The sequence below is a fragment of the Herbaspirillum sp. BH-1 genome, from assembly GCF_002870055.1.
Lineage (GTDB): Bacteria > Pseudomonadota > Gammaproteobacteria > Burkholderiales > Burkholderiaceae_D > Herbaspirillum > Herbaspirillum frisingense.
Window position 1 is genome coordinate 148041 of the sequence record NZ_PKOI01000010.1, and the last position, 25130, is coordinate 173170.

At 63.4% G+C, this 25130-nt stretch carries 17 protein-coding genes; 6 read left to right on the plus strand and 11 right to left on the minus strand.

From position 1 onward, the window contains the following. Positions 1–76 precede the first annotated feature (76 nt). The 6 genes from guaD to HBH1_RS15105 form a co-directional block, all read right to left on the minus strand. A complete protein-coding gene (gene guaD, locus HBH1_RS15080; RefSeq protein ID WP_102663400.1) occupies positions 77–1375 on the minus strand; it encodes a guanine deaminase in 1299 nt (432 codons plus the stop codon). A 199-nt stretch (positions 1376–1574) separates the two neighbouring features. Beyond that, positions 1575–2639 carry a xanthine dehydrogenase accessory protein XdhC gene (gene xdhC, locus HBH1_RS15085; RefSeq protein ID WP_102663401.1) on the minus strand — a complete coding sequence of 355 codons (1065 nt, stop codon included), beginning with the start codon at positions 2637–2639 and terminating at the stop codon, positions 1575–1577. 24 nt (positions 2640–2663) lie between these two features. Next, positions 2664–5033 (minus strand): xanthine dehydrogenase molybdopterin binding subunit, encoded by a 2370-nt coding sequence (gene xdhB / locus HBH1_RS15090; RefSeq protein WP_102663402.1) that lies wholly within the window; start codon positions 5031–5033, stop codon positions 2664–2666. A 44-nt stretch (positions 5034–5077) separates the two neighbouring features. Next, positions 5078–6553 carry a xanthine dehydrogenase small subunit gene (gene xdhA, locus HBH1_RS15095; RefSeq protein WP_102663403.1) on the minus strand — a complete coding sequence of 492 codons (1476 nt, stop codon included), beginning with the start codon at positions 6551–6553 and terminating at the stop codon, positions 5078–5080. Positions 6554–6876: 323 nt separating this feature from the next. Further along, positions 6877–8178, minus strand: coding sequence for an NCS2 family permease (locus tag HBH1_RS15100; protein ID WP_077236358.1), 1302 nt, complete (start codon positions 8176–8178; stop codon positions 6877–6879). A 329-nt stretch (positions 8179–8507) separates the two neighbouring features. Next, positions 8508–9437 (minus strand): LysR family transcriptional regulator, encoded by a 930-nt coding sequence (locus HBH1_RS15105; protein WP_102663404.1) that lies wholly within the window; start codon positions 9435–9437, stop codon positions 8508–8510. Between the two features lie 160 nt (positions 9438–9597). Here HBH1_RS15105 and gcl point away from each other — a divergent pair, with 160 nt between their 5' ends. The 4 genes from gcl to pyk all read left to right on the plus strand — a co-directional run bounded on the left by gcl (position 9598) and on the right by pyk (position 14749). Beyond that, positions 9598–11373: a glyoxylate carboligase gene (gcl, locus tag HBH1_RS15110; protein WP_102663405.1), complete on the plus strand. Its 1776-nt coding sequence runs from the start codon at positions 9598–9600 to the stop codon at positions 11371–11373. A gap of 11 nt (positions 11374–11384) precedes the next feature. Next, positions 11385–12173, plus strand: coding sequence for a hydroxypyruvate isomerase (gene hyi, locus HBH1_RS15115; protein WP_102663406.1), 789 nt, complete (start codon positions 11385–11387; stop codon positions 12171–12173). 75 nt (positions 12174–12248) lie between these two features. Next, positions 12249–13136, plus strand: a complete 888-nt coding sequence (locus tag HBH1_RS15120; protein WP_102663407.1) for a 2-hydroxy-3-oxopropionate reductase — start codon at positions 12249–12251, stop codon at positions 13134–13136. Positions 13137–13330: 194 nt separating this feature from the next. Continuing rightward, a complete protein-coding gene (pyk, locus tag HBH1_RS15125; protein ID WP_102663424.1) occupies positions 13331–14749 on the plus strand; it encodes a pyruvate kinase in 1419 nt (472 codons plus the stop codon). Positions 14750–14810: 61 nt separating this feature from the next. On the opposite strand, the gene HBH1_RS25620 is transcribed toward pyk, so the two are convergent. Continuing rightward, positions 14811–16367: a methyl-accepting chemotaxis protein gene (locus HBH1_RS25620; RefSeq protein WP_102663408.1), complete on the minus strand. Its 1557-nt coding sequence runs from the start codon at positions 16365–16367 to the stop codon at positions 14811–14813. A gap of 24 nt (positions 16368–16391) precedes the next feature. Next, complete coding sequence (locus tag HBH1_RS15135) at positions 16392–17780, minus strand: 8-oxoguanine deaminase (RefSeq protein ID WP_102663409.1); 1389 nt, start codon at positions 17778–17780, stop codon at positions 16392–16394. A 269-nt stretch (positions 17781–18049) separates the two neighbouring features. Between HBH1_RS15135 and HBH1_RS15140 the strand changes: the two genes are divergently transcribed. Together HBH1_RS15140 and HBH1_RS15145 are read left to right on the plus strand one after the other, a co-directional pair. Then, a complete protein-coding gene (locus tag HBH1_RS15140; RefSeq protein ID WP_233207618.1) occupies positions 18050–19501 on the plus strand; it encodes a DUF6402 family protein in 1452 nt (483 codons plus the stop codon). Between the two features lie 11 nt (positions 19502–19512). Continuing rightward, the gene (locus HBH1_RS15145) at positions 19513–20142 is read left to right on the plus strand and encodes a hypothetical protein (RefSeq protein WP_102663411.1); all 630 of its coding nucleotides are present in this window, start codon (positions 19513–19515) and stop codon (positions 20140–20142) included. A gap of 67 nt (positions 20143–20209) precedes the next feature. Here the strand turns inward: HBH1_RS15145 and HBH1_RS15150 are convergent, their stop codons facing one another. The 3 genes from HBH1_RS15150 to HBH1_RS15160 form a co-directional block, all read right to left on the minus strand. Continuing rightward, positions 20210–21973, minus strand: a complete 1764-nt coding sequence (locus HBH1_RS15150) for an allantoate amidohydrolase (RefSeq protein WP_102663412.1) — start codon at positions 21971–21973, stop codon at positions 20210–20212. A 273-nt stretch (positions 21974–22246) separates the two neighbouring features. Beyond that, entirely contained in the window at positions 22247–23641 is a 1395-nt protein-coding gene (locus HBH1_RS15155; RefSeq protein WP_006465210.1) for a nucleobase:cation symporter-2 family protein, read from the minus strand. Positions 23642–23943: 302 nt separating this feature from the next. Continuing rightward, positions 23944–24888 carry a LysR substrate-binding domain-containing protein gene (locus HBH1_RS15160; protein ID WP_006465211.1) on the minus strand — a complete coding sequence of 315 codons (945 nt, stop codon included), beginning with the start codon at positions 24886–24888 and terminating at the stop codon, positions 23944–23946. Positions 24889–25130: the final 242 nt, after the last annotated feature.

A 25130-nucleotide genomic window follows, 5' to 3' on the forward strand; every position in this document is an offset into this window, starting at 1 on the left:
AAAAGGCAGATGCAAAAAAGCCCGGCTCACCGCAAGGGCAAGCCGGGCCACATGATGGCGGGCTGACGTAAAGCGATCAGCGCTGATGCACCTTCACCCCCGCCGAATAGGTCGCGGCAATGGCGCGGTCGTCCCCCAGGATGGCCAGGGCGAACAACTGTTCTTCCAGGCTGTCGGTAGTCGCACTGCGGCGGGCCAGCAGGGGCGTGGCCTGCGGATCGAGGACGATGAAGTCGGCGTCGCAGCCCGGCGTGAAGCTGCCGATGGTGCCCTCCAGTTGCAGGGCGCGTGCGCCGCCCAGGGTGGCGAGGTAGAACATGCGCTGCGCCGGCAGATAGGTGCCGCCCATGCGCGCCACCTTGTACAGCTCGTTCATGGTCTGCAGCATCGAGAAGCTGGTACCGCCACCGACATCGGTGGCCAGCGACAGCGGTACCCGTGCCGCGTCGGCGCGGGCAAAGTCGAACAGGCCACTGCCCAGGAACAGGTTGGACGTCGGGCACAAGGTCGCAGCCGACTGCGTGGCCGCCATGCGCGCGCGGTCCTGGTCGTCCAGCCAGATGCAGTGCGCATACAGGGCGCGCTGGCGCATGAGGCCGTAGCCGTCATAGACGTCCAGGTAGCTGCGCGCATCCGGGTAGAGCTCCTTGACCCACTTCACTTCGTCGGTGTTCTCGGCGACGTGGGTCTGGATATACGTATCCGGATACTGCGCCGCCAGTTCACCGGCCAGCTTCATCTGCGCAGGTGTGGACGTCGGTGCGAAACGCACGGTGATGGCGTAATGCTGGCGTCCCTTGTTGTGCCAGCGCTGGATCAGCGCCTCGCTCTCGCGTACGCCGCTCTCGGCCGTGTCACGCAGGAAATCGGGCGCATTGCGGTCCATCAGGCACTTGCCGGCCACCATGCGCAGGTTGCGCGCATGGCTGGCGCTGAAGAAGGCATCCACCGACTGCGGATGCACGGTGCAATACACCGCCGCGCTGGTGGTGCCATTGCGCAGCAGTTCACTGAGGAAGAAATCGGCCACTTCGGCCGCATGCTCGGGCTGCTGGAAGCGACGTTCGGCCGGGAAGGTGTAGTTCTCCAGCCAGGGCAGCAGCCCCGGCGCCGGTGAACCGATGATGTCGGTCTGCGGGTAGTGGACGTGGGTATCGATGAAGCCGGGGCAGAGGATCTTGCCGCGCAGGTCCTCGATGGCGGTGCCAGGCGGCAGGCTGGCGGCTAGCGCGGCGTAGTCGCCGGCGGCCTGGATCTTGCCGTCCTGGACCAGCAGCAGGCCGTCGTTGTGCCAGTGCGTGGCGTGTTCGTCGAAGGCGGGATCGTTGCTGAAGTACAGCAGGCTGGCGCGGTAGGCTTGCAGGGATGGGCTCATGGTATTTCCTCGTTGCAGGCGGCCTGGCGCTCATTGGGCGCAGACCGTCGATTCAATATTCATCATACTGGAAGGCACAGACGTGAAGATGCTTTCCGTACAGGGATAGGGGGGAATCGATGGGGAAATCCGATTGTGTCTGGCGCCTGGAGCGGGACCGGTGACGTGGATTTCCGGAGGGTGACGGCAGGGTGTTCCTTCAGCCTCTGCCGTCCAGAGCGTGTGTGACGAGGGGAGAGGGATAGCGTTGCGCGGCCGGCTGGCGGGACCGCAATTCCCACAACTGCATCAGTTGGGCGACCACCGCGATGGCGATGCTGGCCGGTTCCTTGCCGTAGATGCCGGGAATGCCGATGGGGCAGGTGATGCGTTCCAGCTGCTGCGCGCTGAAGCCGCGTTCGGCCAGGCGATGTTCGAACTGCCGGCGCTTGGTGATCGACCCGATCAGGCCGCACCAGGCCGCATCCCCGCGTTTCAGGATGCGTTCGGTCAACTGCTGGTCGAGGGCGTGGCTGTGGGTCATCACGAGATAGTACGCACCCGGCTCGGCCATGTCCACCGCAGCATTGGGCACGTCAGTGGCTTCGATGCTGATCTGCGCCGGCAAGCCGGGCGGGAACATGTCTTCCCGTTCGTCCACCCATAGCACCCGGCAGGGTAGCGTGGACAATACCTTGACGATGGCCGCGCCAACGTGGCCGGCGCCGAACAGCACCACCTGCGGCTGGTGCGCACGGCACAGGTCCAGCAGCCAGCGGCGGCCCTGTTGGTCGCGCACCAGCTGCGTCTGGCTTGCTGTACGCGCCATGTCCTGCAGCGTGTGCTGCGGGCCATCAGGTTGCAGCAGTTGCATGGGTTCGGGATGGTCCAGTGGCAAGGCCCGCCACTGGTCATTTCCACAGGTCCATGATTGCTCCAGTGCCTGCCACAGCCGCAATGCCTCGGCATCGCTGGCTATCCGTTCGAAACAGAGAAACACCACGCCACCGCAGCATTGTCCCAGGCTGGGACCCAACGCGATGCGCTCCAGCCGCCGCTGCCCATCCAGCTGGTCAGGATCGGCCTGCAGCATGGCGCGTGCGATCTGCGCGGCGCGCCATTCGAGATGCCCGCCGCCGATGGTGTCGAACTGCGCATCGGCGGTGTAGAGCATGCGCGCCCCCGACTCACGCGGGGTTGACCCCTGGATCTGCGCCACCGTCACCAGCACGGCCGGTGTGGTGCTCTGTTGCATGCGGCGCAAGGCGGCTAGCCATGTCGTCATGATCGCTCTCCCCGAGGGTCTGGCTTATTGCACCGCTGCGGCCGCGCGGACTACATCGACCGCATCGAGGATGGCCTCGCTGGTGGCCGGTGCACGCAATGGCGGGTTGATGCGATGCCCACCCACTGCCGAGACCGCATCGCGAATGGCCAGGAACACCGAGAACGGCAGCAGCAACGGCGGCTCGCCCACTGCCTTGGAGCGGTGGATGGTATCGGAGACATTGCTGTTGCGGTACAGCTCGGTGCGGAAGGCTTCCGGGCAATCCGAGATGGCCGGGATCTTGTAGGTCGAGGGGGCGTGCGTCATCAGCTTGCCGTCCTTGTTCCACCACAGTTCCTCGGTGGTCAGCCAGCCCATGCCCTGGATGAAGCCACCCTCGACCTGGCCGATGTCCAGCGCCGGGTTCAGGCTTTCTCCGGCGTCATACAGCAGGTCGGCCTGCAGCAGTTTCCACTCCCCGGTCAGGGTATCGATCACCACTTCCGACACCGCCGCCGCATAGGCGAAGTAGAAGAAGGGATGGCCGTGCATGCGCTTGGCATCCCAATGCACCTTGGGCGTGGAATAGAAGCCATCGGACCACAGCTGCGCCCGTTGCAGGTAAGCCTTCATCACCAGTTCGACGAAGGCGATCGATTGCTCGCCGGCCATCACCAGCCCATCGGCAAAGCGGATGGCCGATGCGTCCACGCCGAAATGCCGGGCCGCCACCTGGGCCAGCCGTTCGCGGATATGCAGGGCCGCATCCTGCGCGGCCTTGCCGTTGAGGTCGCTGCCGGTGGAGGCGGCGGTGGCCGAGGTATTGGCGATCTTGCTGGTGTCGGTCGCGGTGCAGCGCACCTGCTCCAGCGGTACGCCCAGCGCATTGGCCACCACCTGCGCCACCTTGGTATTGAGCCCCTGCCCCATCTCCGTGCCGCCATGGTTCACCAGCACCGAGCCATCGGTATAGACGTGCACCAGCGAACCGGCCTGGTTCAGGTGTGGCACGTTGAAGGAAATGCCGAACTTCACCGGCGTCAGCGCCAGGCCTTTCTTCAGCACCGTATTGCCGGCATTGAAGTCGGCAATCGCCTGGCGCCGCTCCTGGTAGCGGCTGCTCTTTTCCAGCTGGTCCACCAGGCCGTGGATGACGTTGTCTTCCACCTTCTGGCCATAGTGGGTGACGTTGCGCGCTCCCGGCCCTTCTTCATCGCTGGGGCCGTAGAAATTGTTGCGGCGGATCTCCAGCGGATCACGCCCCAGGTTGCGGGCGATCTCGTCGATGATGTACTCGATGGCCAGCGCCCCCTGCGGTCCGCCGAAACCGCGGAAGGCGGTATTGGACTGGGTGTTGGTCTTGCCGCACATGGCGTGGATTTCCACGTCCGAGAGGTAGTAGGCATTATCGAAGTGGCACACCGCCCGCGTGGCCACCGGGCCGGACAGGTCGGCCGAAAAACCGGCCCGCGAGATCATGTCGATCTTGGCCGCCAGGATACGTCCGCTGTCGTCATAGCCGATCTCGTAGTCGTAGGCAAAGCAGTGGCGCTTGCCGGTGACCATCATGTCGTCATCCCGGTCGGCGCGCAGCTTGACCGGACGACGCAGCCGCGCCGCCGCCACGGCAGCGGCGCAGGCCCACAGCGCCGACTGCGATTCCTTGCCGCCGAAGCCACCGCCCATGCGCCGGCATTCCACCAGCACATCGTGCGAGGCCAGTTTCAACACGGTGGCGATATGGTGCTGCATCTCGCTGGGGTGCTGGGTCGAGCAGTACACGTGCATGCCGCGCCCCTCCTTGGGGATGGCATAGGAAATCTGTCCCTCCAGATAGAACTGCTCCTGTCCGCCCACATCGAACTGGCCGCGCAGCTTGTGCGGCGCCAGCGCCAGGGCCACCGCCGGTTCGCCACGCGACAGGTGCATCGGCGGCAGCACGTAGGATTGCGCGGCATGGGCGGCGCGTGGCGTCAGGACCGGCGGCAGTTCTTCGTAATCGACCACCGCCAGGCGCGCGGCGCGCCGCGCATGGTCGTGACTGTCGGCCACCACGATGAACATCGGCTGACCCACGTATTGCACCAGCCCATCGGCCAGCACCGGATCGTCGTGGATGATCGCCCCGCATTCGTTCTCGCCCGGAATATCCGTAGCGGTGAAGACCGCGACCACACCGGTCGCCGCCTTGACCTTGTCCAGGTCGATGGCGCGCACCCTGGCATGGGCCTTCTGCGACAGGCCCAGGGCCGCATGCAGGGTCCCCTGCAGTTCCACGATGTCGTCGGTGTAGGTGGCTTCGCCGGTCACGTGCAGCAGGGCCGATTCATGCGGATGCGGCTTGCCCACGGTGGCCCAGTCCTGCGGCGGTTGTACCAGGGTATTGAGGAATTGTTCGCTTTGCTTGTTCATGCTGTTCTCCTGCGGATTCTGTCGATAGGCTGTACGCGATGCACTCACGCCGCAAAGGCGCGCACGTCCTGGCGCGCCAGCGGCGCCTCGCTGCGGGTTTCCAGCCAATAGCGATAGAGCAGGTTCTGCGCGGTGCGCAGGCGATAGGCGGCACTGGCGCGCATGTCCGACAGTGGCGCGTAGTCCTGGGCCAGCGCAGCCATGGCGGCGCGTACCTGTGCCTCGTCCCAGGCCTGGCCTTGCAACAGAGCCTCCGCTTGCGTGGCGCGTTTGGGCGTGGCGGCCATGCCGCCGAAGGCGATGCGCGCCCCGGTCACGATGTCGCCATCCATGCGCAGGGCAAAGGCGGCACAGACCGCCGAGATATCCTGGTCGAAGCGCTTGGAGAGCTTGTACACGCGGAAACGCACCTCCTTGCCGGGCAGCGGAATACGTACGGCTTGCACCACCTCGTTGGCTTGCAGGGCCGACTTCTGATAGGCCAGATAGAAGTCTTCCAGCGGCATAACCCGCTGACCGTCCACGCCGGCCAGCACGATCTGTGCACCCAGCGCGATCAGCCAGGGCATGGAGTCGCCGATGGGCGAGCCATTGGCGACATTGCCGCCCAGGGTGCCGGCGTTGCGCACCGGCATGGAGGCAAAGCGCTGCCATAGTTCGGACAGCTCTTGCGGATAGTGGCGGGCCGCTTCGGCATAGGCGTCCTCCAGCGAGACGCCGGCCCCGATCTCCAGCATGCCATCCTGCACGGACATGGCGCGCAGTTCTTCCACGCGGCCGATGTAGAGGATGTCACCCAGCTCGCGCATCTGCTTGGTCACCCACAGCCCCACATCGGTGGAACCTGCCAGGATGCGCGCCTTGGGCAGCTCGGCGCGTAACTGCAGCAGTTGCGCCAGCGTGCGCGGGGCGTGGAAGGTCTGGCCACCATGGGTCACGGCCAGCGGCGCGTCGCGGTCGATGGCGCGTAGCGCGGTCTTGACGGCGTCGCGGTCGAATTCCACCTTGGGCAGTTCGCCCATGCGGCGTGCCGCGTCGATGATGGGGCGATAGCCGGTGCAGCGGCACAGGTTGCCGGAAAGGGCGTCATCGATCTCGCGCTTGGTCGGCGTGACGCCGTCCTGGTCGTGCTTCAGGTACAGGCCCCACAGCGACATCACGAAACCCGGCGTGCAGAAGCCGCACTGCGAGCCATGACATTCCACCATGGCCTGCTGTACCGGATGCAGGCAGCCATCGCCCTGCTTCAGGTCTTCCACGGTGAACAGCGCCCGGCCGTCCAGGGTGGGCAGGAACTGGATGCAGGAGTTGACCGTCTTGAGATCCAGCTGATCATTGCGCAGCTCGCCCACCACCACGGTGCAGGCTCCGCAATCGCCTTCGGCACAGCCTTCCTTGGTGCCGGTGCAATGCAGGTCTTCGCGCAGATGCTGCAGAACGGTGCGGGTCGTGGGTTGGCCTGCTACTTCGTGGGTCTGGCCGCGAAAGTAGAACTGGATGGGGCGGATGGTCTCTGGCATTTGGCTTTACTCAATATGGATTGTCTACAAAACAGACTGCTTTATGGCGCGCTCCAGGGCGTATCGTGGGGCGTGCTTCTTATTATTGGATCTGCTTTCAGGCGGCATGTCCGCTCGGGGCGGCGGCCGGCCTGTGGTGTCTCCCGTGGCCAGATGGCATTCAAGAAACGTGCCGGGGTCGTCAAAAGAGGAAACGGATTGTCCGCAGCCTATTGTTGCGGACGATTGTCGGGTTCCCTCTTGTCACGATCCCGAAGAGGCAGCCCCTGTCGTTGCGGGCCGCCTCTTCGATGGTTCAGGCTACTTCATGACGCTGCATGCGCTCATTCGCCACCGAGGTAGATGATCTTGAACAGGAAGATCGCAGCGATGATCCAGATTACCACCGACACGTCCCGGGCGCGACCGGTGAGCAGCTTCAGGCCGGCGTAGCTGATGAAGCCCAGTGCCAGGCCATTGGCGATCGAATAGGTGAAGGGCATCACCAGCGCCGTGATCACGGCCGGCACGCATTCGGTGGTGTCGTCCCAGTCGATATGCACCAGTTCGCGCAGCATCAGGCAGGCCACGAAGAACAGCGCCGGTGCCGTCGCATAGGCCGGAACCACGCCAGCCAGCGGTGCGATGAACAGGCACAGCAGGAACAGCACCGCGATGGCCACGGCGGTGAGGCCGGTACGGCCGCCGGCCTGCACGCCGGCGGCGCTCTCGATGTAGGCGGTGGTGGACGAAGTGCCCAGCAGGGAGCCGGCGACGATGGCGGTGCTGTCGGCCATCAGGGCCTTGTTCAGGCGCGCCATCTTGCCGTCCTTCATCAGCCCGGCGCGGGTGGCCACGCCCATCAGGGTACCGGTGGCGTCGAACAGTTCCACCAGGAAGAACACCAGCACCACGTTGATCAGGCCCATGGAAATGGCGCCCTTGATATCCAGTTGCAGGAAGGTCGGCGCAATCGAGGGCGGTGCGGCGAAGATGCCCGAGAAATGGTTGCCGCCGAAGACGAACGACAGCACCGTCACCAGCAGGATGCCGATCAGCAGCGCCCCGCGCACCTTCAGGCGGTCCAGCGCCACGATCACCAGGAAGCCGATGACGGCCATCACCGGCGCCGGCTGGTGCAGGTCACCGAGGGTCACGAAGGTGGCCGGATTGGCGGCGACGATGCCGGCGCTCTTGAGCGAAATGATCGCCAGGAACAGCCCGATGCCGGCCGGGATGGCCGTGCGCAAGGAGCGCGGGATGCTCTGGATGATCAACTCGCGCACGCGCAGCACGCTCACCAGCAGGAACAGGCAGCCCGAGATCAGCACCGCGCCCAGCGCGGCCTGCCACGGGAAGCCCATGCCCTTGACCACGGCATAGGCGAAGTAGGCATTGAGCCCCATGCCGGGTGCCAGGCCGATGGGGTAGTTGGCGTACAGGCCCATGATGAGCGTGCCCACGGCAGCGGCCACGCAGGTGGCGACGAACACCGAGTCCTTGGGCATGCCGGCGTCCCCCAGGATGGAGGGATTGACGAAGATGATGTAGGCCATCGTCAGGAAGGTGGTGAGCCCGGCCAGCAGCTCGGTGCGCACGGTGGTGCCGTTTTCTTCCAGGCGGAAGAATCTGTTCAGGGCGTTCATTGTGGGTTGTCTCCGTTGGGTCCTTTTTTATGCGCCGGAAAACCCGCCTGCAGCGGTGGCAGGCAGAAAGTGGGCGTTGCTGTTGTCTTGGCAGCGTTCGTAATGTCGTTGAATTTCATGATGCGCGATGTAAGGGCCGGGGCATAGCCATTATTGGGCTGGGGTTATAACGGTCGGATTGGCGGAAAACCCACCTGGCAGGCGGATTTTGTTGCATTGCATTGTCGGCATACGGGTAAGCAATCGATCGTCGCAAATTGCCGCCAGGACCGAGATTTTGCCACTGTTGTCGGATTGCATCCGGGAAGGCCGGTTTTTCGGCTTTCGCCTCAGGCGGTGCGGGCCGGACTGCGCGCCCGGTTCCAGTAGTCCGGCCGGGCATAGACGTCCTTGAGGTAATCGATGAAAAAGCGCGTCTTGGCCGGCAGATGCCGCTGCTGCGGGTAGACCGCCATGATGTCGTAGTGGGGCAGGGCGTAGTCGTCCAGCACCGTCACCAGCTCGCCTGACGCCAGTTGCGCCTGGATTTCCCAGGTGGAGCGCCAGGCCAGCCCCAGCCCTTCGCTGGCCCAGCGGTGCAGCAGTTCGCCATCGTTGCAATCCAGCTTGCCCTGCACCTTGATGATGACCGGTTTGCCATTCTGCTGGAAATACCAGCCGCGCTGCTGGCCGCCCTGCAGGTTGAAGGCCAGGCAGTTATGGCGCGCCAGGTCGTCCAGCGTGCGCGGGATGCCGTGGCGATGCAGGTAGTCCGGCGCCGCGCAGACCACGCGGCGGTTGCTGGCCAGGCGCACCGCCACGAAACTGGGCTCGATGGCGCCGCCGATGCGGATGCCCAGGTCATAGCCCTCGCGCACCAGATCCACCACGCGATCGGTCAGGTTGAAGGAGATCTGCACCTCCGGGTGGGCTGCCAGGAAGGTCGGGGCATGCGGCGCCACATGCAGGCGGCCATAGGCGGCGGGCGTGGAGACCACCAGATGACCGGTAGCCTTGTGACGCCCTTCGGCCACGCTCTTTTCGGCCGTATCCATCTGCTCCAGCAGCTTGCGGCAGTGATCCAGGAAGACGCTGCCCTGCTCGGTCAGCGTCAGGTGGCGCGTGGTCCGGTGCATGAGCTTGGTCCCCAGGCGCTTTTCCAGGGCATCGATGCGCCGCCCCATCATCACCGGCGTGACCTGTTCTTCCAGCGCGGCGGCGGCCAGGCTGCCCTTGTCCACCACCGAAACGAAGGCTTCGATCTGCTTGAGTTTGTCCATCAATTCCTCCTGGCTGCAGTGTAATTCAATACTTTTTCTATGTTTCCATACTTTTGGTAAGTAATCAGTGGATTCTGATGATACTTATCATCCGGATTTGTAATGACTAGCATGGCCTCCAGAGATCAACACCATCCCAACGGACATCTGGAGAACGAGCATGGCAAAGATGAGAGCAGTCGACGCGGCAGTGCATGTACTGGTCAAGGAGGGCTGCCTGCAGGCCTTCGGCGTGCCGGGCGCGGCCATCAACCCCTTCTATTCGGCCCTCAAAAAGCACGGCGGCATCGGACACATCCTGGCGCGCCATGTGGAGGGCGCCTCCCATATGGCCGAGGGCTATACCCGCGCCAGGGCCGGCAACATCGGCCTGTGCATCGGCACCTCGGGGCCTGCCGGCACCGACATGATCACTGGCCTCTATTCGGCCCAGGCTGATTCCATTCCCATTCTGTGCGTCACCGGCCAGGCCCCGCGTGCACGGCTCTACAAGGAAGACTTCCAGGCCGTGGACATCGAATCCATCGCCAAGCCCGTCACCAAGTGGGCCGTGACCGTGCGCGAGCCGGCCCAGGTGCCGCGCGTGTTCCAGCAGGCTTTCCACCTGATGCGCTCGGGCCGCCCGGGGCCGGTGCTGATCGACCTGCCCTTCGATGTGCAGATGGCCGAGATCGATTTCGACCCGGATACCTATGCGCCGCTGCCGGTCTATCGTCCCGCCGCCACCCGCGCCCAGATCGAGAAGGCCCTGGAGATGCTCAACTCCGCCGAACGTCCGCTGCTGACCATCGGCGGCGGCGTGGTCAATGCCGACGCTGCCGGGCTGGCAGTGGAGTTTGCCGAACTGACCGGCGTGCCGGTCATCCCCACGCTCATGGCCTGGGGCGCCATCCCTGACGATCATCCGCAGATGGCCGGCATGGTCGGCCTGCAGACCAGCCACCGCTATGGCAATGCCACGCTGCTGGCCTCGGACTTCGTGCTGGGCATCGGCAACCGCTGGGCCAATCGCCATACCGGCTCCATCGATGTCTTCACCAAGGGCCGCAAGTTCGTCCACGTCGACATCGAACCGACCCAGATCGGCCGCGTCTTTGGTCCCGACTATGGCATTGTCAGCGATGCCGGCGCGGCACTGAAGCTGTTCGTCGAGGTGGCACGCGAGCTCAAGGCGGCGGGCCGCCTGCCCGACCGCTCGGCCTGGCTGGCCGAGTGCCAGCAGCGCAAGAAGACCCTGCAGCGGCGCACCCATTTCAACGAGGTACCGGTCAAGCCGCAGCGCGTCTATGAGGAAATGAACCGCGCCTTCGACCGCGATACCTGCTACGTCGCCACCATCGGCCTGTCGCAGATCGCCGCCGCGCAATTCCTGCATGTCTACAAGGACCGCCACTGGATCAACTGCGGTCAGGCCGGTCCGCTGGGCTGGACCATCCCCGCCGCACTGGGCGTGGTGGCGGCCGATCCGCAGAAGAAGGTGGTGGCCATCTCGGGCGACTACGACTTCCAGTTCATGATCGAAGAACTCGCCGTGGGCGCGCAATTCAAGCTGCCCTACCTGCACGTGCTGGTCAACAACTCCTACCTCGGCCTGATCCGCCAGGCCCAGCGCGGCTTCGAGATGGACTACTGCGTGCAGCTGGCCTTCGAGAACATCAACGCCCCCGAACTGCAGGGCTATGGCGTGGACCATGTGGCCGTCGTCGAGGGCCTGGGCTGCAAGGCCATCCGCGTGACCGACCCCAATGGCATCCAGGACGCACTGGCCCAGGCGCAGCGCTGGATGGCCGAGTATCGCGTGCCGGTGGTGGTGGAAATCATCCTGGAGCGCGTCACCAACATCGCCATGGGCACCGAGATCGATGCCATCAACGAATTCGAAGCCCTGGCCGAGCGCGCCGAGGATGCGCCCACCGCCATCAGCCTGCTGGACTAAGAGGAGACACCATGACCCGACTTGCCGCCAATCTCACCATGCTGTTCACCGAACAGCCTTTCCTGGAACGCTTCAAGGCTGCGGCCGATGCCGGTTTCAAGGGCGTGGAATTCCTGTTCCCGTATGCCTTCGCGCCGCAGCAGATCGCCGACCAGCTGCGCACCCATCGCTTGCAACTGGTATTGCACAACCTGCCGGCCGGTAACTGGGATGCGGGCGAGCGGGGCATTGCCTGCCATCCGGACCGGGTGGCCGAGTTCCGCGCCGGTGTCGATGAGGCGATCCGCTATGCCAAGGCGCTGGAAGTGCCGCAGCTGAACTGCCTGGTCGGCATCCTGCCACCGGGTGTCGCGCGCGAGGCCGCCCGCGAGGTGCTGGTGGGCAATCTCAAGTACGCCGCCAGCAAGCTCAAGGAGCAGGGCATCCGCCTGCTGATCGAACCGATCAACCATTTCGACATCCCCGGCTTCTTCCTCAACACCACGCGCCAGGCGGTAGAGCTGATCCTGGCCACCGGCTCGGACAATCTCTTCGTCCAGTACGACATCTATCACATGCAGCGCATGGAGGGCGAACTGGCCAACACCCTCAAGGCCAACCTTTCCCTGATCGGCCACGTGCAACTGGCCGACAACCCCGGACGCGGCGAGCCCGGCAGCGGCGAAATCAATTACCGCTACCTGTTCGGCTGGCTGCAGGAGATCGGCTATCGCGGCTGGATCGGCTGCGAATACAAACCGCAGGCTGGCACCGTTGCCGGCCTGGGCTGGATGGCGCAACACGGCTTGCAGCACGCGTGAGTGCGTGAGTGCGTGAGCGCGTGAATGCGCAAGTGCGCGCAAGCAGGATTTCATCTTTTCTTGAGGAGACACAGCATGGCAAAAGTCGGATTCATCGGCCTGGGTATCATGGGCGCACCCATGGCGGACAAGCTGCAACAAGGCGGCCACAAGCTCTACCTGCATGACCAGAAAAACCCACCGGCGGGATTGCTGGAAGGCGGCGCCACCGTCTGCACCTCGGGCGCGGAAGTGGCCAAGCGCGCCGACATCGTCATCGTCATGGTGCCGGATACGCCGCACGTCCAGGCTGTGCTGTTCGGCGAAAAGGGCGTGGCCGAAGGGCTCTCGCCCGGCAAGATCGTGGTCGACATGAGTTCCATCTCGCCCATCGCCACCAAGGAGTTCGCGCAGAAGATCAACGCCCTGGGTTGCCAGTACCTGGATGCACCGGTCTCGGGTGGCGAAGTCGGCGCCAAGGCCGCCTCGCTGACCATCATGGTCGGCGGATCGGAATCGGCCTTCAACGACGTCAGGCCCCTGTTCGAACTGATGGGCAAGAACATCACCCTGGTCGGCGGCAACGGTGACGGCCAGACCACCAAGGTCGCCAACCAGATCATCGTGGCCCTGAACATCCAGGCCGTGGCCGAGGCACTGCTGTTCGCTTCCAGGGCCGGTGCCGATCCGGCCCGGGTGCGTCAGGCACTGATGGGCGGTTTCGCCGCCTCGCGCATCCTGGAGGTGCATGGCGAGCGCATGGTCAAGCGCAGCTTCAATCCGGGCTTCCGCATCGAATTACACCAGAAGGACCTGAACCTGGCCTTGCAGGGTGCCAAGGCGCTGGGCATCAGCCTGCCCAACACCGCCTCCGCGCAGGAGCTGATGAATGCCTGCGCCGCCCATGGCTTGAGCGGACTGGATCACTCGGCGCTGTGTCGCGCCGTGGAGATCATGTCCAATCACGAGATCGCCCAGGCCTGAGCAGTTGACGCTGCCAGCATGAGGTGCGGCCAGGGATGATGATGGTCCTGGCATACCTCATCCCGTTCGGACTGAGTAGCCGCGCAAGCGGCGTATCGAAGGCGCGCAGACGTGAGAGCGCCTTCGATACGATCCTTCGGATCTACTCAGTCCGAACGGCTTTTTAGTGATCAAACAATTTAAAGAGGATGTTCATGCGCCGCCAACGCCAGGCCAAAATCGTCGCCACCCTCGGCCCCGCCAGTGCCACGCCGGAAATGATCCGCGCCCTCTTCGAGGCGGGTGCCGACGTGTTCCGTTTCAATTTCAGCCACGGCAGCCACGCCGACCATCACGCCCGCTACCAGATCGTGCGCCGGGTGGAGCAGGAAGTGGGCCGTCCCATCGCCGTGCTGGCCGACCTGCAGGGCCCCAAGCTGCGCATCGGCCAGTTCGCCCAAGGCCGTGTGAGTGTCGAGGCCGGGCAGGCCTTCGTGCTGGACCACGATGCGACCCCTGGTGATGCTCACCGGGTATGCCTGCCGCATCCGGAATTGTTCGAGGTCATCGGCCCCGGGCAAAGCCTGTTGATCGACGATGGCAAGGTGCGGCTGCAGGTCGAATCCAGCGATGGCGCCCGCATCCTCACCCGCGTGGTCAACAGCGGCGTGCTGTCCGACCGCAAGGGCGTCAATGTGCCGGATGCAGTGTTGCCGATCCCCGCGCTGACCGCCAAGGACCGGCGCGACCTTGATTTCGCATTGGACATGGGCGCGGACTGGATCGCACTATCCTTCGTACAACGTCCTGAAGATGTGAAGGAAGCACGCACCCTGGTTGCAGGCCGCGCGGCCATTCTTTCCAAGCTGGAAAAGCCTGCCGCGCTGGACCGGCTGGAAGAGATTATCGACGTCTCGGACGCCATCATGGTGGCGCGCGGCGACCTCGGTGTGGAGCTGCCGCCGGAATGCGTGCCGGGCACGCAAAAGCGCATCCTGCGCACCTGCCGCCAGCAGGGCAAGCCCATCGTGATCGCCACCCAGATGCTGGAATCCATGATCGGCGCCCCGGTCCCCACGCGTGCTGAAGTTTCGGATGTGGCCAGTGCCATCTACGACGGCTCGGACGCGGTGATGCTCTCGGCCGAATCGGCCCATGGCGACTACCCGGTGCAGGCGGTGACGATGATGGATAGGGTGATCACCGAAGTGGAGAGAGACCCGCTCTACCGCACGCTGATGCAGGCCCAGTACGCGGCCCCGCAGCGCAACCGCCCGGACGCCATCTGCGCCGCCCTGCGCGACGTCACCGGCATCCTCGGCGCCAGCGCCACGGTGACCTACACCAGCTCCGGCCATACCAGCCTGCGCGCCGCCCGCGAACGCCCGTCCGCGCCCATCCTCTGCATTACCCCGCAACTGACGACAGCCCGACGGCTGGCGCTGGTATGGGGCGTGCATTCCACCATCAGCGAACAGATGCACGACGAAAGCCAGCTGGTCGGAGCTGCCTGCCAGGCAGCGGTGCGGGAGGGATTTGCGCGCAAGGGGGACCAGATTGCGATCACTGCCGGCATGCCCTTCGGGCAGCCGGGGAGTACCAATCTGTTGCGGGTGGCGGAGGTGTGGGGATAGGCCGGATAACTATCATTACGGCCGGAGAAAACCGTTCAGCATCATGCTGAACGGTTTTTTTTCATGGGTGCGCTTGCGCCAGCTTGAACACCCCCACCACATCCTGCAACTGCACGGCCTGATCACGCATGGCCTGAGCGGCGGCGGCGGCCTGTTCCACCAGGGCCGCGTTCTGTTGGGTCGATTCGTCCATCTGCGTGATAGCCCGGTTGATTTCTTCCAGGCCCGTGCTCTGCTCCTGGCTGGCCCGGCTGATCTCGGCGATGATGGTGTTGACCCTTTGAACGCTGGCCACCACATCCTCCATCGTGCTGCCGGCCTGCTGCACCAGGGTACTGCCGTTTTCGATCTTGCCCACCGAGTCATGGATCAGGGTCTTGATCTCGCGGGCGGCGCTGGCGCTGCGCTGGGCCAGCGAGCGCACCTCCGAGGCCACCACCGCAAAGCCGCGTCCCTGTTCGCCGGCACGCGCGGCTTCCACGGCGGCATTGAGCGCGAGGATATTGGTCTGGAAGGCGATGCCGTCGATGACCGCGATGATGTCCACGATCTGCCGTGAGGAAGCGTTGATGTCGGCCATCGTATCGACCACCTGATGCACCACGCTCCCGCCCTGTACCGCGATGGCGGAGGCGGTGCTGGCCAGTTGCGTGGCCTGGCGGGCGTTGTCGGCGTTCTGCCTGACGGTGATGGTCAGTTCTTCCATGGCCGATGCAGTTTCCTCCAGCGAGCCGGCCTGTTGCTCGGTACGGGCCGAGAGATCCAGGTTGCCGCTGGCGATTTCACCGGCGGCATGGTGGATCGTATTGCTGCCCTGGTGCACGCGACCAACGATGTTGCGCAAGTTCTCATTCATCAGTTTCAGGGCCGCCATCAGCTCGCCGGTCTCGTCGCGCGACGTGACTTCCACCTGCGTGGACAGGTCGCCTTCGGCCACCCGCCGTGCCACGCTCACGGCATGCCCGAGCGGACGCGAGATGCTGCGCGAGACCAGCCATGCGACTGCGGCAGCCAGCAGCAGGGCCACCACGGCCAGGCTGTTGATGAGGAGGCGGGCGCCGGCCGAATCCCGGGTGGCTGCTTCGCCGGCCGCATCCATCAGGCCACCCTGGTAGTCGAACATGGCATCGAGCGCAATGAAGTACTTGATCTGCACCGGCATGAATTGCTGCGGCAGGAAGGCACGGGCTTCATCGGTGCGACCCGCCATGGCCAGGGCCATGAGCTGGTCGCGCGCGGGAACGTAGGCCTGGCGTGCCGCGATAGCGGCTTCCACGTATCGCCTGTCTTCCTCGGTGCGTGCCACTTGCTGCAGCCTGGCCAGGTATTCGTTCATCTTGCGGTCGGCCGCCGTGGCATCGGCGGCCAGGGCCTTGATGCGCTCGGGGTCGCTGGTGAGCAGGATATCGCGGATATCCAGGGCGATCTTGTTGACCTGGATCTGTACCGTGTTGGCCATGACCGTCTTGGGATAGCGGTCCTTGACGATGAGGCCGATGCCATCGGCCAGTCGTCCCAGTTGCAGGTTGCCGAGTATGGCGATGGCCAGCAGGAGCACCATGACTGCGCCAAAACCCAGCGCCAGGCGGGCGCCGATCTTCATGTCCGAGATACGCATGTTCGACTCCGGAGTGAGGGTGGGTTAGTGGGCGGATGAGCGGGCCGCTTCAGCCAGTTGCAGCGACAGGGCGTTGTGCCGCTCCAGCACCACCCCCAGATCGATGCTGGTGAACTGCCCCTCGCGCACGATCACGCGGCCGTTGATGATGCTGTAGTCCACATTGGCCGGGGTGCAGAACACCAGCGCGGCCACCGGGTCATGCAGCGCCCCGGCAAAGGCCAGCTGGCGCGTGTCGAACAGCACCAGATCGGCTGACATGCCGGGTTTGAGCGCGCCGATGTCATCCCGATTCAATACCTTCGCACCCCCCAGGGTGGCGATCTCCAGCGCCTGGCGCGCGGTCATGGCGTCCGGGCCGAAACCGACCCGCTGCAGCAGCATGGCTTGCCTGACTTCGCCCAGCATGTGGGCGCTGTCGTTGGAGGCGCTGCCATCCACGCCCAGCCCGACCGGCACGCCGGCATCGATCATCTTGCGGATGGGGGCGATGCCGGAGGCCAGTCGCATGTTGGAGCAGGGGCAGTGCGCCACGCCGGTGCCGGTGCGGGCGAAGAGGTCGATGCCGTGCTCGTCCAGCTGCACGCAGTGGGCGTGCCAGACGTCGTGGCCGACCCAGCCGCAGTCTTCGGCGTACTGGGCCGGGGTCATGTTGAACTTCTCACGGCTGTAGGCGATGTCGTTGACGTTCTCGGCCAGGTGGGTGTGCAGGGAAACGCCGTAGTGGCGGGCCAGGTCGGCGGCTTCGCGCATGAGGTCGCGCGAGACAGAGAAGGGCGAGCAGGGGGCGACCACGATGCGCTGCATGGCGTGACGCGCCGGGTCGTGATAGGTCTCGATGAGGCGGCGACTGTCCTTGAGGATGGCTTCTTCGTCTTCCACCACCCGGTCCGGCGGCAGGCCGCCCTTGGATTGGCCTACGCTCATGGCGCCTCGGGCGCCGTGGAAGCGCATGCCGATCTGGATCGCGGCTTCCAGGCTGTCGTCCAGGCGGGTCTGGTTGGGGTAGATGTAGAGGTGGTCGCTGCTGGTGGTGCAGCCGGAGAGGATCAGCTCGGCCATGGCGGTGAGCGTGGAGACCTGGATCATCTCGGGGGTGAGGCCGGCCCAGATCGGGTAGAGGTTGGTGAGCCAGTTGAACAGTTCGCCATTCTGCGCAGCGGGGATGACGCGCGTGAGGCTCTGGTACATGTGGTGGTGGGTGTTGACCAGGCCGGGGATGACGACATGGTGGGTGGCGTCGATGATTTCATCGGCTTGCTGCGGCAGGTCGGTGCTCTTGCCGACCTGTTCGATCACGTTGTCGCGGATGTAGACGGCGCCTTGCGGGATTTCTTCGCGGGTGTCGTTCATGGTGACGAGCACGCGGGCGTTCCTGATCAGCAGGGTCTTGCTGGTTGGCTTGTGTTGCATGTTGCTGGACTCCTTCTTGGGTTCCTTGTTTCTGTTGGATTGGCTTGCTTTCGGGGCGACGCAGGTGACAGGGGGGAGTCCCTTTCTTGCCCTATTAACGCTGCGGCGGGTGGGGTTGCTGGGTGGATTGAATCCTGCCTGACACGGCTTGTTGGTTTATCGAGTCCACTGTAAAGACGTCCTGCCTATACCGGGGCAAGGCTCCTGAACATGCATGTTACTGCACTCGAATGCTTCACCAACTTGTCGTATGTGGACAGGTGAAAGTCATGGTGTTTCAAACTGCTACGATAGGTTTGGGCGTTCCTGCTGAGTACACTGGCGAGCTTGTTCGTCACCAGGCGGTCTGGAAATCCAGAAGCTGGAAGGTACTCCCGACAATGGCAAAGATAAGAAAACTCCCCTACTACAAGATAGCGAAGGCACGACTGCCGTTCAGCAAGCCCAGGTGGAAATGCCATGCCGGATTCGAAGGGTGTATCGCAATCAACACTCCTCAGACCGTTTCGTACCAACGCCTTGCTCCTGGCGAGGTAGCACCGCCTTCCAAGTCGACACCAGCATCCTCCGGGTCCACTGCCGGAGATGTTGCTGCCGTGCGATCAGAGACCGAACATCAGAAGTCGACCGCATTCGGAAAGAAACAGGAGCCGAAGGAATTTCGCGGCCAGCAGTTCATGGAACTTGAGGCTGAAGATCGCGAGAAGCTCCCTGAATTCGACCTCCAGGACATTCCTGATGCGATGGATCGTATGGGGTGGCCCATGGCCGCCAAGCTCGCCAGGAAGTGGTTTAAAGGTCCTGCTCACGTATGGGACGATGACCTCGACTCTGTTCAACCTCTTGAGGACAAGCTCGTCACCCTGGATTGGGCACTGCGATACGGCAGTGTCAAAAAGCGTTTGAATAATCTCCTTCAAATGACTGGTTCAAAAAACGCGCAGGCTGTTCTCAAAAGAAAGCTTCTACGCCATGCGTCCGATACCTTCCAACGCGCCGCCAGCACCAAGCCGAATCTCGATCTGGATACGACTGATTTCGTCGTCGACTTACGACAGTTTCATCTGGATTGGCACTTCCAAAAAATGGAAGTTTCCATACTGGACACCACAGAAGGCGTTCTTGTCCTCACGGATCTTTCTGGCGCATTGGGAAATTTTGTTCTCTATGCCGCCATAGGAAGAGCCCATCTCAATGGGGCAAGATATTTCAAATACGATACCGATCCGCAGCAGTTTTGCATGGACGCCTCTGCCTCCGTCACCCATGTCTATATCTACATCAAGGACAATTATTCTTTCAACGACAAAGATCCTTCCAGGAGTCAGTATCTTGGACACTGGAATAAGCGCGACATGATTACCTCCTACTACCTTGCGGGTAATGACATCGCCGGGCAACTGAAACCAAGCCTTCGGCGCCAGAACAAAGATCACAACGCGCCAAAGGAAAACTTTCGTTTGAGGTCTGATTACCTCCCAGGCCAACACATCGTCGATAAGCCCGTCGATACAAGACGTAGCCTGTTCAGCAAATTCCAGGCAAAAGACGTCTATTGGCCCGTCTACAACAGGTCCTATAACGAATGGCGGAAGGCGCGCAACAGAGGAGAGGATTTTATGATTTACAGCAAACCTCAACTCTACAAGCTGGAGACGCCCATCATCATCGACCTTGGTACGATATGCCGACCCTACGACACTACTTCAAAAAAACCGTAAAGAACGCTCTAGTGCTTGCCGCAGCGTGCTTTGCGGTCTTCTTGTCGGCGTTGTTGCTTGCCTGGCTTTTGCCATCCAACGGTCCTGACCTGCGCCCATTCCTCCTCCTCATGTACGCAAAAGAGATAGGCATTGGCGTGGCAATTTTCACAGCCGTCTTTTTTCTATTCAAGGCCTACAAAGTCTGTAAAACGGAAAGGTCCTTCCCTCAAGAATTATTCAAGATGACGCCATCCATCGTCATCCTGATCGTCGTGTTTCTATTCTCATCAACCTACCTGTTCAACTTTTTCCACCAGACCGACTGCAAGCAACACGACTACACCGCAAAGCTTGACGGTGGAATAAAAAGAATTGGCAGCAAGACCTACCACATTCGCATCTGTGGCGCGGGTCTCATCGACAGTCATTTCCTTGGAGAGGGACTCGATAAGGTCCTTCTCTCGGTCACGGATGAACAAGGCACAATTTTGGCAAAGAGGCACTACACGATCTTCTCGGACGACTCCCTTGGGCTGGCGTCCTTGCAGATCAGTGACGATAAACTTCTCTACTTCGATGCGGACAGCAAGCAAGGCGAGATTGCAATTCCGCCCACCATCCAAGACTGGATAGGGGCGAGGATTCCGGTGTTCAATTGAAACACGCACACATCATGGTCGTCGCATGCTTCCCGCCCGAGCGGTCGCCACATAAATATATAAACAATTAATGCTTCGCCCTGAAGCTGCGCAGGAAATCCAGCAGGATCTGTCCCGATACCTCCGCATCATCGGCCGTCATGGTCTCCAGCGGGTTGTGGCTGATGCCGCCGTTGCCGCAGCGGGTGAAGAGCATGCAGACGTCGGTCAGACGGGCGATGGCCATCGCGTCGTGGCCGGCGCCGGAGGCCAGTTCGAAGGGCGGGACGCCGGCGCGTTCGGTGGCGGCGGCCAGTTGTTCCATCAGCCAGGGCGCGCAGGGGGCGGCCGGGGCGCTCAGGGTTTCTTCCAGCTTGATGTCGATGCTGCGCCGTGCGCCGATGTCTTCGATTTTGGCGAGGATGTCCTTGACCGCGGCCAGGCGGATGTCGTCACGGGCGGCGCGGATGTCCAGCGAGAGCTGGCAGGCGCCCGGGATGACGTTGGTGGAGCCGCGGGGTACCTGCAGCTGGCCGACCGTGCCGACCAGCGCAGCATGCTGGTCCTGCGAGCAGCGCTGCTCCACGTAGAGGATGATCTCGGCGGCGGCGGCGGCGGCGTCCTTGCGCATGTCCATCGGCGTGGTGCCGGCGTGGCTGGCCACGCCTTTCAGGTCGACCAGGTAGCGTGAGCTGCCGGCAATGGAGGTGACGATGCCGATCGGCAGGTCGCGGTTCAACAGGACCGGGCCCTGTTCGATGTGGACTTCGACATAGCCCAGGATATCGGCGGCGTCGCGGGCGATCTGCGGGATGGCGGTGACGTCGTGGCCGGCCTGGGTGATGACCTCGCGCATGCTGATGCCGTCCTTGTCCTGCAGGTCGAGCAGCTTCATGTCGAACTGGCCGGTGACGGCATTGCTGCCCAGGAAGGTGCTCTTGAAGCGTACGCCTTCCTCTTCCGAGAAGCCGATGACTTCGAAGTGGAAGGGCAGGGTCTCGCCCCGCTCATGCAGGTGCCTGACCACGGCGATGGGCAGCAGGATGCCTTCGCGGCCGTCGTACTTGCCGCCATTGCGCACCGTGTCGTAGTGCGAGCCGGTCATCAGGGTCTTGGCCTGCGGGTCGCTGGAAAGGTAGCGGCCGACCACGTTGCCCACTGCATCGATGTGGACGTGCATGCCGGCTTCGCGCATCCATTGGGCGATCTGGTCGGCGGTGCGACGGTGGGTGTCGGTCAGGTAGGTGCAGGTGAGGGCGCCTTCGTCTTCGGACAGGGCGCCGATTTCCTCGGCCCATTGCATGACGGTGGCGCCCAGTTGCGGGCGATGGCCCAGCAGGTCGTTCAGACGCATCTCGGCAATGCGGCCGATCTGGCGCAGGGCTTCGCGCAGTTCGTCTTCGACCTGGTTGCGCAGGCGACGGGCGAAGGTGGCGATGATCTGCTGACGCGTCAGGCCAGCCCCGGTCGGGCCTTTCACGGCCAGGATGAAGGGGAAGCCGAAGCGGGCGTTGTAGTCGGTGTTGAGCTGTTGCAGGCGAGAAAATTCCTCCGGGCTGCACTGGTTCAGGCCGGCCCGGGCCTGCTCGCCGGTGGATTCGGCGGTCAGTTCGCCGGCGATGGCGGCGCGGCCGGCCAGCTCCGGGTGGGCGCGGATCAGGCCCAGTTGTTCGGCGCGGCTGGCGTCGGTGACGACTTTCTGCAGGGCCAGTTTCAGGGCGGTGATGTTGCGGAAGGGACGCTGCAGCGCGGCGCGCTCGGGAATCCAGGGCGAATGCTCGTAGATGCCGTGCAGGGCGGCGATGAAGGCGGAGGCATCGGCCTCGTTCAATTGTTGCAGTGTCGTCGTCATGTGCTGGCCGGTCGGTCTGCGCCGGCTCCCTCGCTGGTTCGTTGCTGTTGCGATCAACTCCGGCGCCCACGATCTGAAAATCAGTATTGTCGGCGCCGATTGTTGTCTGTGATTGTGGGTCGCCGCTGCCGTCCGGGGAGGGCAGCGGGCGCGCCCGGCGGGCATCCGGGCGCAGGTGAGACTTTAAAACATCTTGGCCTGGATGGCATCAACGGTTTCATCTGGCGCGTATCGGTTTTGGCATATCTGTCGATGGCAAGACCGCGCCTGCGCTCAGTGATCCGAGCTTTGTGCCGCCGCTACCGCATAGCGGGCCACGTCTTCCTCGCTGCCGCGGCCGTTGAAGAACAGGTTCAGCCCCACTGCCATGGCCGAGGCCAGCAGGATGCCGCTGTGGAAGATGGTGCCCAGCAGGTGCGGCATCTTGTCGAAGAAGGTGGGGGCGACGATGGGGATCATGCCCACGCCGATGCTGATGGCAACGATGAAGAGGTTGTTGCGGTTGCCGTGGAAATCGACCTTGGAGAGGATCTTGATCCCGGTCGCCGCCACCATGCCGAACATCACGATGCCCGCGCCGCCCAGCACGAATTGCGGGATCGAGGCGGCCACGTGCGCCATTTTGGGGAACAGGCCAAAGGCGATCAGGATCACCCCGGCGGCCACGCAGACGAAGCGGCTGCGGATGCCGGTCACGCCTACCAGACCGACGTTCTGCGAGAACGAGGTATAGGGGAAGGTGTTGAAGAGGCCCCCGATCACGGTGCCCAGGCCATCCACACGCAGGCCGCTGGCGAGTGCGCGGTCGTCGATCCGGCGGCCGACGATGTCGCCCAGGGCCATGAACATGCCGGTCGATTCGATCATGGTCACGATCATCACCAGGCACATGCTGATGATGGACGCCAGGTCGAACTGCGGCAGCCCATAGTGGAAGGGCTGGATGAAGGCAAACCAGTCGGCTGCATCCAGGCCGTCGAAGCTGATCTTGCCCAGTGCAAAGGCGATCACGAAGCCCACCACCATCCCCAGCAATACCGAGATGTTGGAGATGAATCCCCGCGTGTACTTGGTGATCAGCAGGATGGCCACCAGCACCACCGCCGCAATCGACAGCGACAGCGGCGAGCCATAGTCGGGATTGGGCACCTTGACGAAGACGCCATCGACCAGCTTGCCGATCACCGGTTGTCCGCCCGCCGCCCAGTTGATGCCCACGCCCATCAGCGAGACCCCGATCACCGTGATCACGGTACCCGTCACCACCGGTGGAAAGTAGCGCATGAGCTTGCTCATATAGGGCGAGGCCAGGATGCAGAACAGGCCCGAGGCAATCACCGCGCCATAGATGTGCAGGATGTTGAGCTGGGGATTGTTGGCCATGGCCACCATCGGTCCCACGGCGGCGAAGGTCACGCCCATCATGACCGGCATGCGGATGCCGAACTTCCAGATACCGGCACTCTGGATGATGGTGACCACGCCACAGCAGAACAGGTCGGCACTGATCAGGTAGGCGATCTCGGACTTGGGCAGGTTCAGGGCACCGCCGATGATGAGCGGCACGGCAATCGCACCGGCATACATCACCAGCACGTGCTGCATGCCGAGCGCGAAGAGCTTGAATACGGGTAGGCGTTCATCCACTGGATGGCTGGGGGCTTGCATGGGCTGTCTCCTGGTATTTTTTATGGAGGAACCTGACATGTGACCTTGCCCCGGCTGTCTGGAGCGGGGCCGGCCTTGTCGCTTGAATGTGGTTCCGGCTCAGTGCCGTGTTCTGCCTTCCTGTGCGCTCTGGAGGTGGATACCGGCCTGATGCTGGCGATACTAAAGCAATCCGGCAGGGGCGATATAGTGGCCCCGGCATACCGCTACACGTCCGGGCGATATATGGACGGGTGTCATTTCCCTTTGCTGGCCGGCGTCCTGGCGGGCTGCCGCCATGTCCGCCATGCCCGCCATGTCCCTCATGCCCGCCCCTGGGCCAGCAGCTTGGCGGCCGCGCTGACCTGGGCACGCAGCCACTTGTGCTCGGTGGCCTGGTGCACGCGCTCGTGCCAGAGCTGGTAGAAGCGCAGCGGCGGGAACTTGATGGGCACCGTATAGCTTTTCAGGGCCAGCAGCTTTTCGTAGAAGCTGGCGAACTGCTGGCCGGCCGTCAGCACCAGGTCGGTCTGCGCCACCATGTAGGGCAGCATGCGGAAGTGGGCCGACTCCACCACCACGTTGCGATGCAGGTTCTGCTTTTCCAGGAAGCTGTCGATGGTGCCGTGATAGCCGGGCAGGATCTGCGAAGGCGCGGCGTGGGGCAGGGAGAGATAGTCCTCGATGGTCATCGCATCGCGGGCGGTGCGCTTGGCATAGGCGCAATCGGCGCGCATCAGGCAGACAATGGGGTCGTCGAACAGCTTGGAGAGGTGCAGGTGCGGCGGCGGCTCGTCCCAGTTGGCGATGACCAGGTCCAGTTCGCCGTCCGAGAGCAGGCGCACGTAGTCGGTATCCGGGCCCAGCGCGTGGATCACGATGTGGCTGCGCGGCGATTCGCGACGCAGGCGCGCGATCACCTCGGTGAAGAAGGGCGTGTTCATGTAGTCCGGCGCAGCGATGTGGAAGGTGCGTTCTTCCTCCTGCGGCACGAAGGCGGTCTTGGGCACGAACAGGCGCTCGGTCTCGTCGAGGATGCGCTTGGCCGGCTTCAGCAGGCTTTCGCCGTGCTGGGTCGGCACCATGCCACGGGCGCCGCGCACCAGCAGCGGATCACCGGTGAGCTCACGCAGCTTGCGCAGCGAAGCGGAGATCGAGGGTTGCGGCTGGTTCAGTTTCAGGGCCACGCGCGAGACATTCTTTTCGCACAGCAACAGATAGAGGATGCGGATGAGGTGGATATCGAGGTGGTCAGGCAGCCTGGACATGGGGATGTCTCCGGGGTCTTTGTTCTAGCGTGGGGCAGGTGACGGTTTTTCGTTCACTCTGATGGCACCGCATCGGGTGGGTGCCTTGTCGTTGTTATTCGTCAGGACCGGCTCGCGGCGGCGGCCTGGCGTGATGCGAGCGCAAGCGTCCCACATCCAGGGGGCATTTTTGTATATGGACTTTCGTATGTCAAATATATGTTGTCGACCATGTTTTGGACGGTCCCCGCGTTTATCGTTCG

What these genes read in the sequence shown, in the direction of transcription:
- guaD (WP_102663400.1), bottom strand. Translation starts at nt 1,375, where the DNA reads ATGAGCCCATCCCTGCAAGCCTACCGCGCCAGCCTGCTGTACTTCAGC.
- xdhC (WP_102663401.1), bottom strand. Translation starts at nt 2,639, where the DNA reads ATGACGACATGGCTAGCCGCCTTGCGCCGCATGCAACAGAGCACCACA.
- xdhB (WP_102663402.1), bottom strand. Translation starts at nt 5,033, where the DNA reads ATGAACAAGCAAAGCGAACAATTCCTCAATACCCTGGTACAACCGCCG.
- xdhA (WP_102663403.1), bottom strand. Translation starts at nt 6,553, where the DNA reads ATGCCAGAGACCATCCGCCCCATCCAGTTCTACTTTCGCGGCCAGACC.
- HBH1_RS15100 (WP_077236358.1), bottom strand. Translation starts at nt 8,178, where the DNA reads ATGAACGCCCTGAACAGATTCTTCCGCCTGGAAGAAAACGGCACCACC.
- HBH1_RS15105 (WP_102663404.1), bottom strand. Translation starts at nt 9,437, where the DNA reads ATGGACAAACTCAAGCAGATCGAAGCCTTCGTTTCGGTGGTGGACAAG.
- gcl (WP_102663405.1), top strand. Translation starts at nt 9,598, where the DNA reads ATGGCAAAGATGAGAGCAGTCGACGCGGCAGTGCATGTACTGGTCAAG.
- hyi (WP_102663406.1), top strand. Translation starts at nt 11,385, where the DNA reads ATGACCCGACTTGCCGCCAATCTCACCATGCTGTTCACCGAACAGCCT.
- HBH1_RS15120 (WP_102663407.1), top strand. Translation starts at nt 12,249, where the DNA reads ATGGCAAAAGTCGGATTCATCGGCCTGGGTATCATGGGCGCACCCATG.
- pyk (WP_102663424.1), top strand. Translation starts at nt 13,331, where the DNA reads ATGCGCCGCCAACGCCAGGCCAAAATCGTCGCCACCCTCGGCCCCGCC.
- HBH1_RS25620 (WP_102663408.1), bottom strand. Translation starts at nt 16,367, where the DNA reads ATGCGTATCTCGGACATGAAGATCGGCGCCCGCCTGGCGCTGGGTTTT.
- HBH1_RS15135 (WP_102663409.1), bottom strand. Translation starts at nt 17,780, where the DNA reads ATGCAACACAAGCCAACCAGCAAGACCCTGCTGATCAGGAACGCCCGC.
- HBH1_RS15140 (WP_233207618.1), top strand. Translation starts at nt 18,050, where the DNA reads ATGGTGTTTCAAACTGCTACGATAGGTTTGGGCGTTCCTGCTGAGTAC.
- HBH1_RS15150 (WP_102663412.1), bottom strand. Translation starts at nt 21,973, where the DNA reads ATGACGACGACACTGCAACAATTGAACGAGGCCGATGCCTCCGCCTTC.
- HBH1_RS15155 (WP_006465210.1), bottom strand. Translation starts at nt 23,641, where the DNA reads ATGCAAGCCCCCAGCCATCCAGTGGATGAACGCCTACCCGTATTCAAG.
- HBH1_RS15160 (WP_006465211.1), bottom strand. Translation starts at nt 24,888, where the DNA reads ATGTCCAGGCTGCCTGACCACCTCGATATCCACCTCATCCGCATCCTC.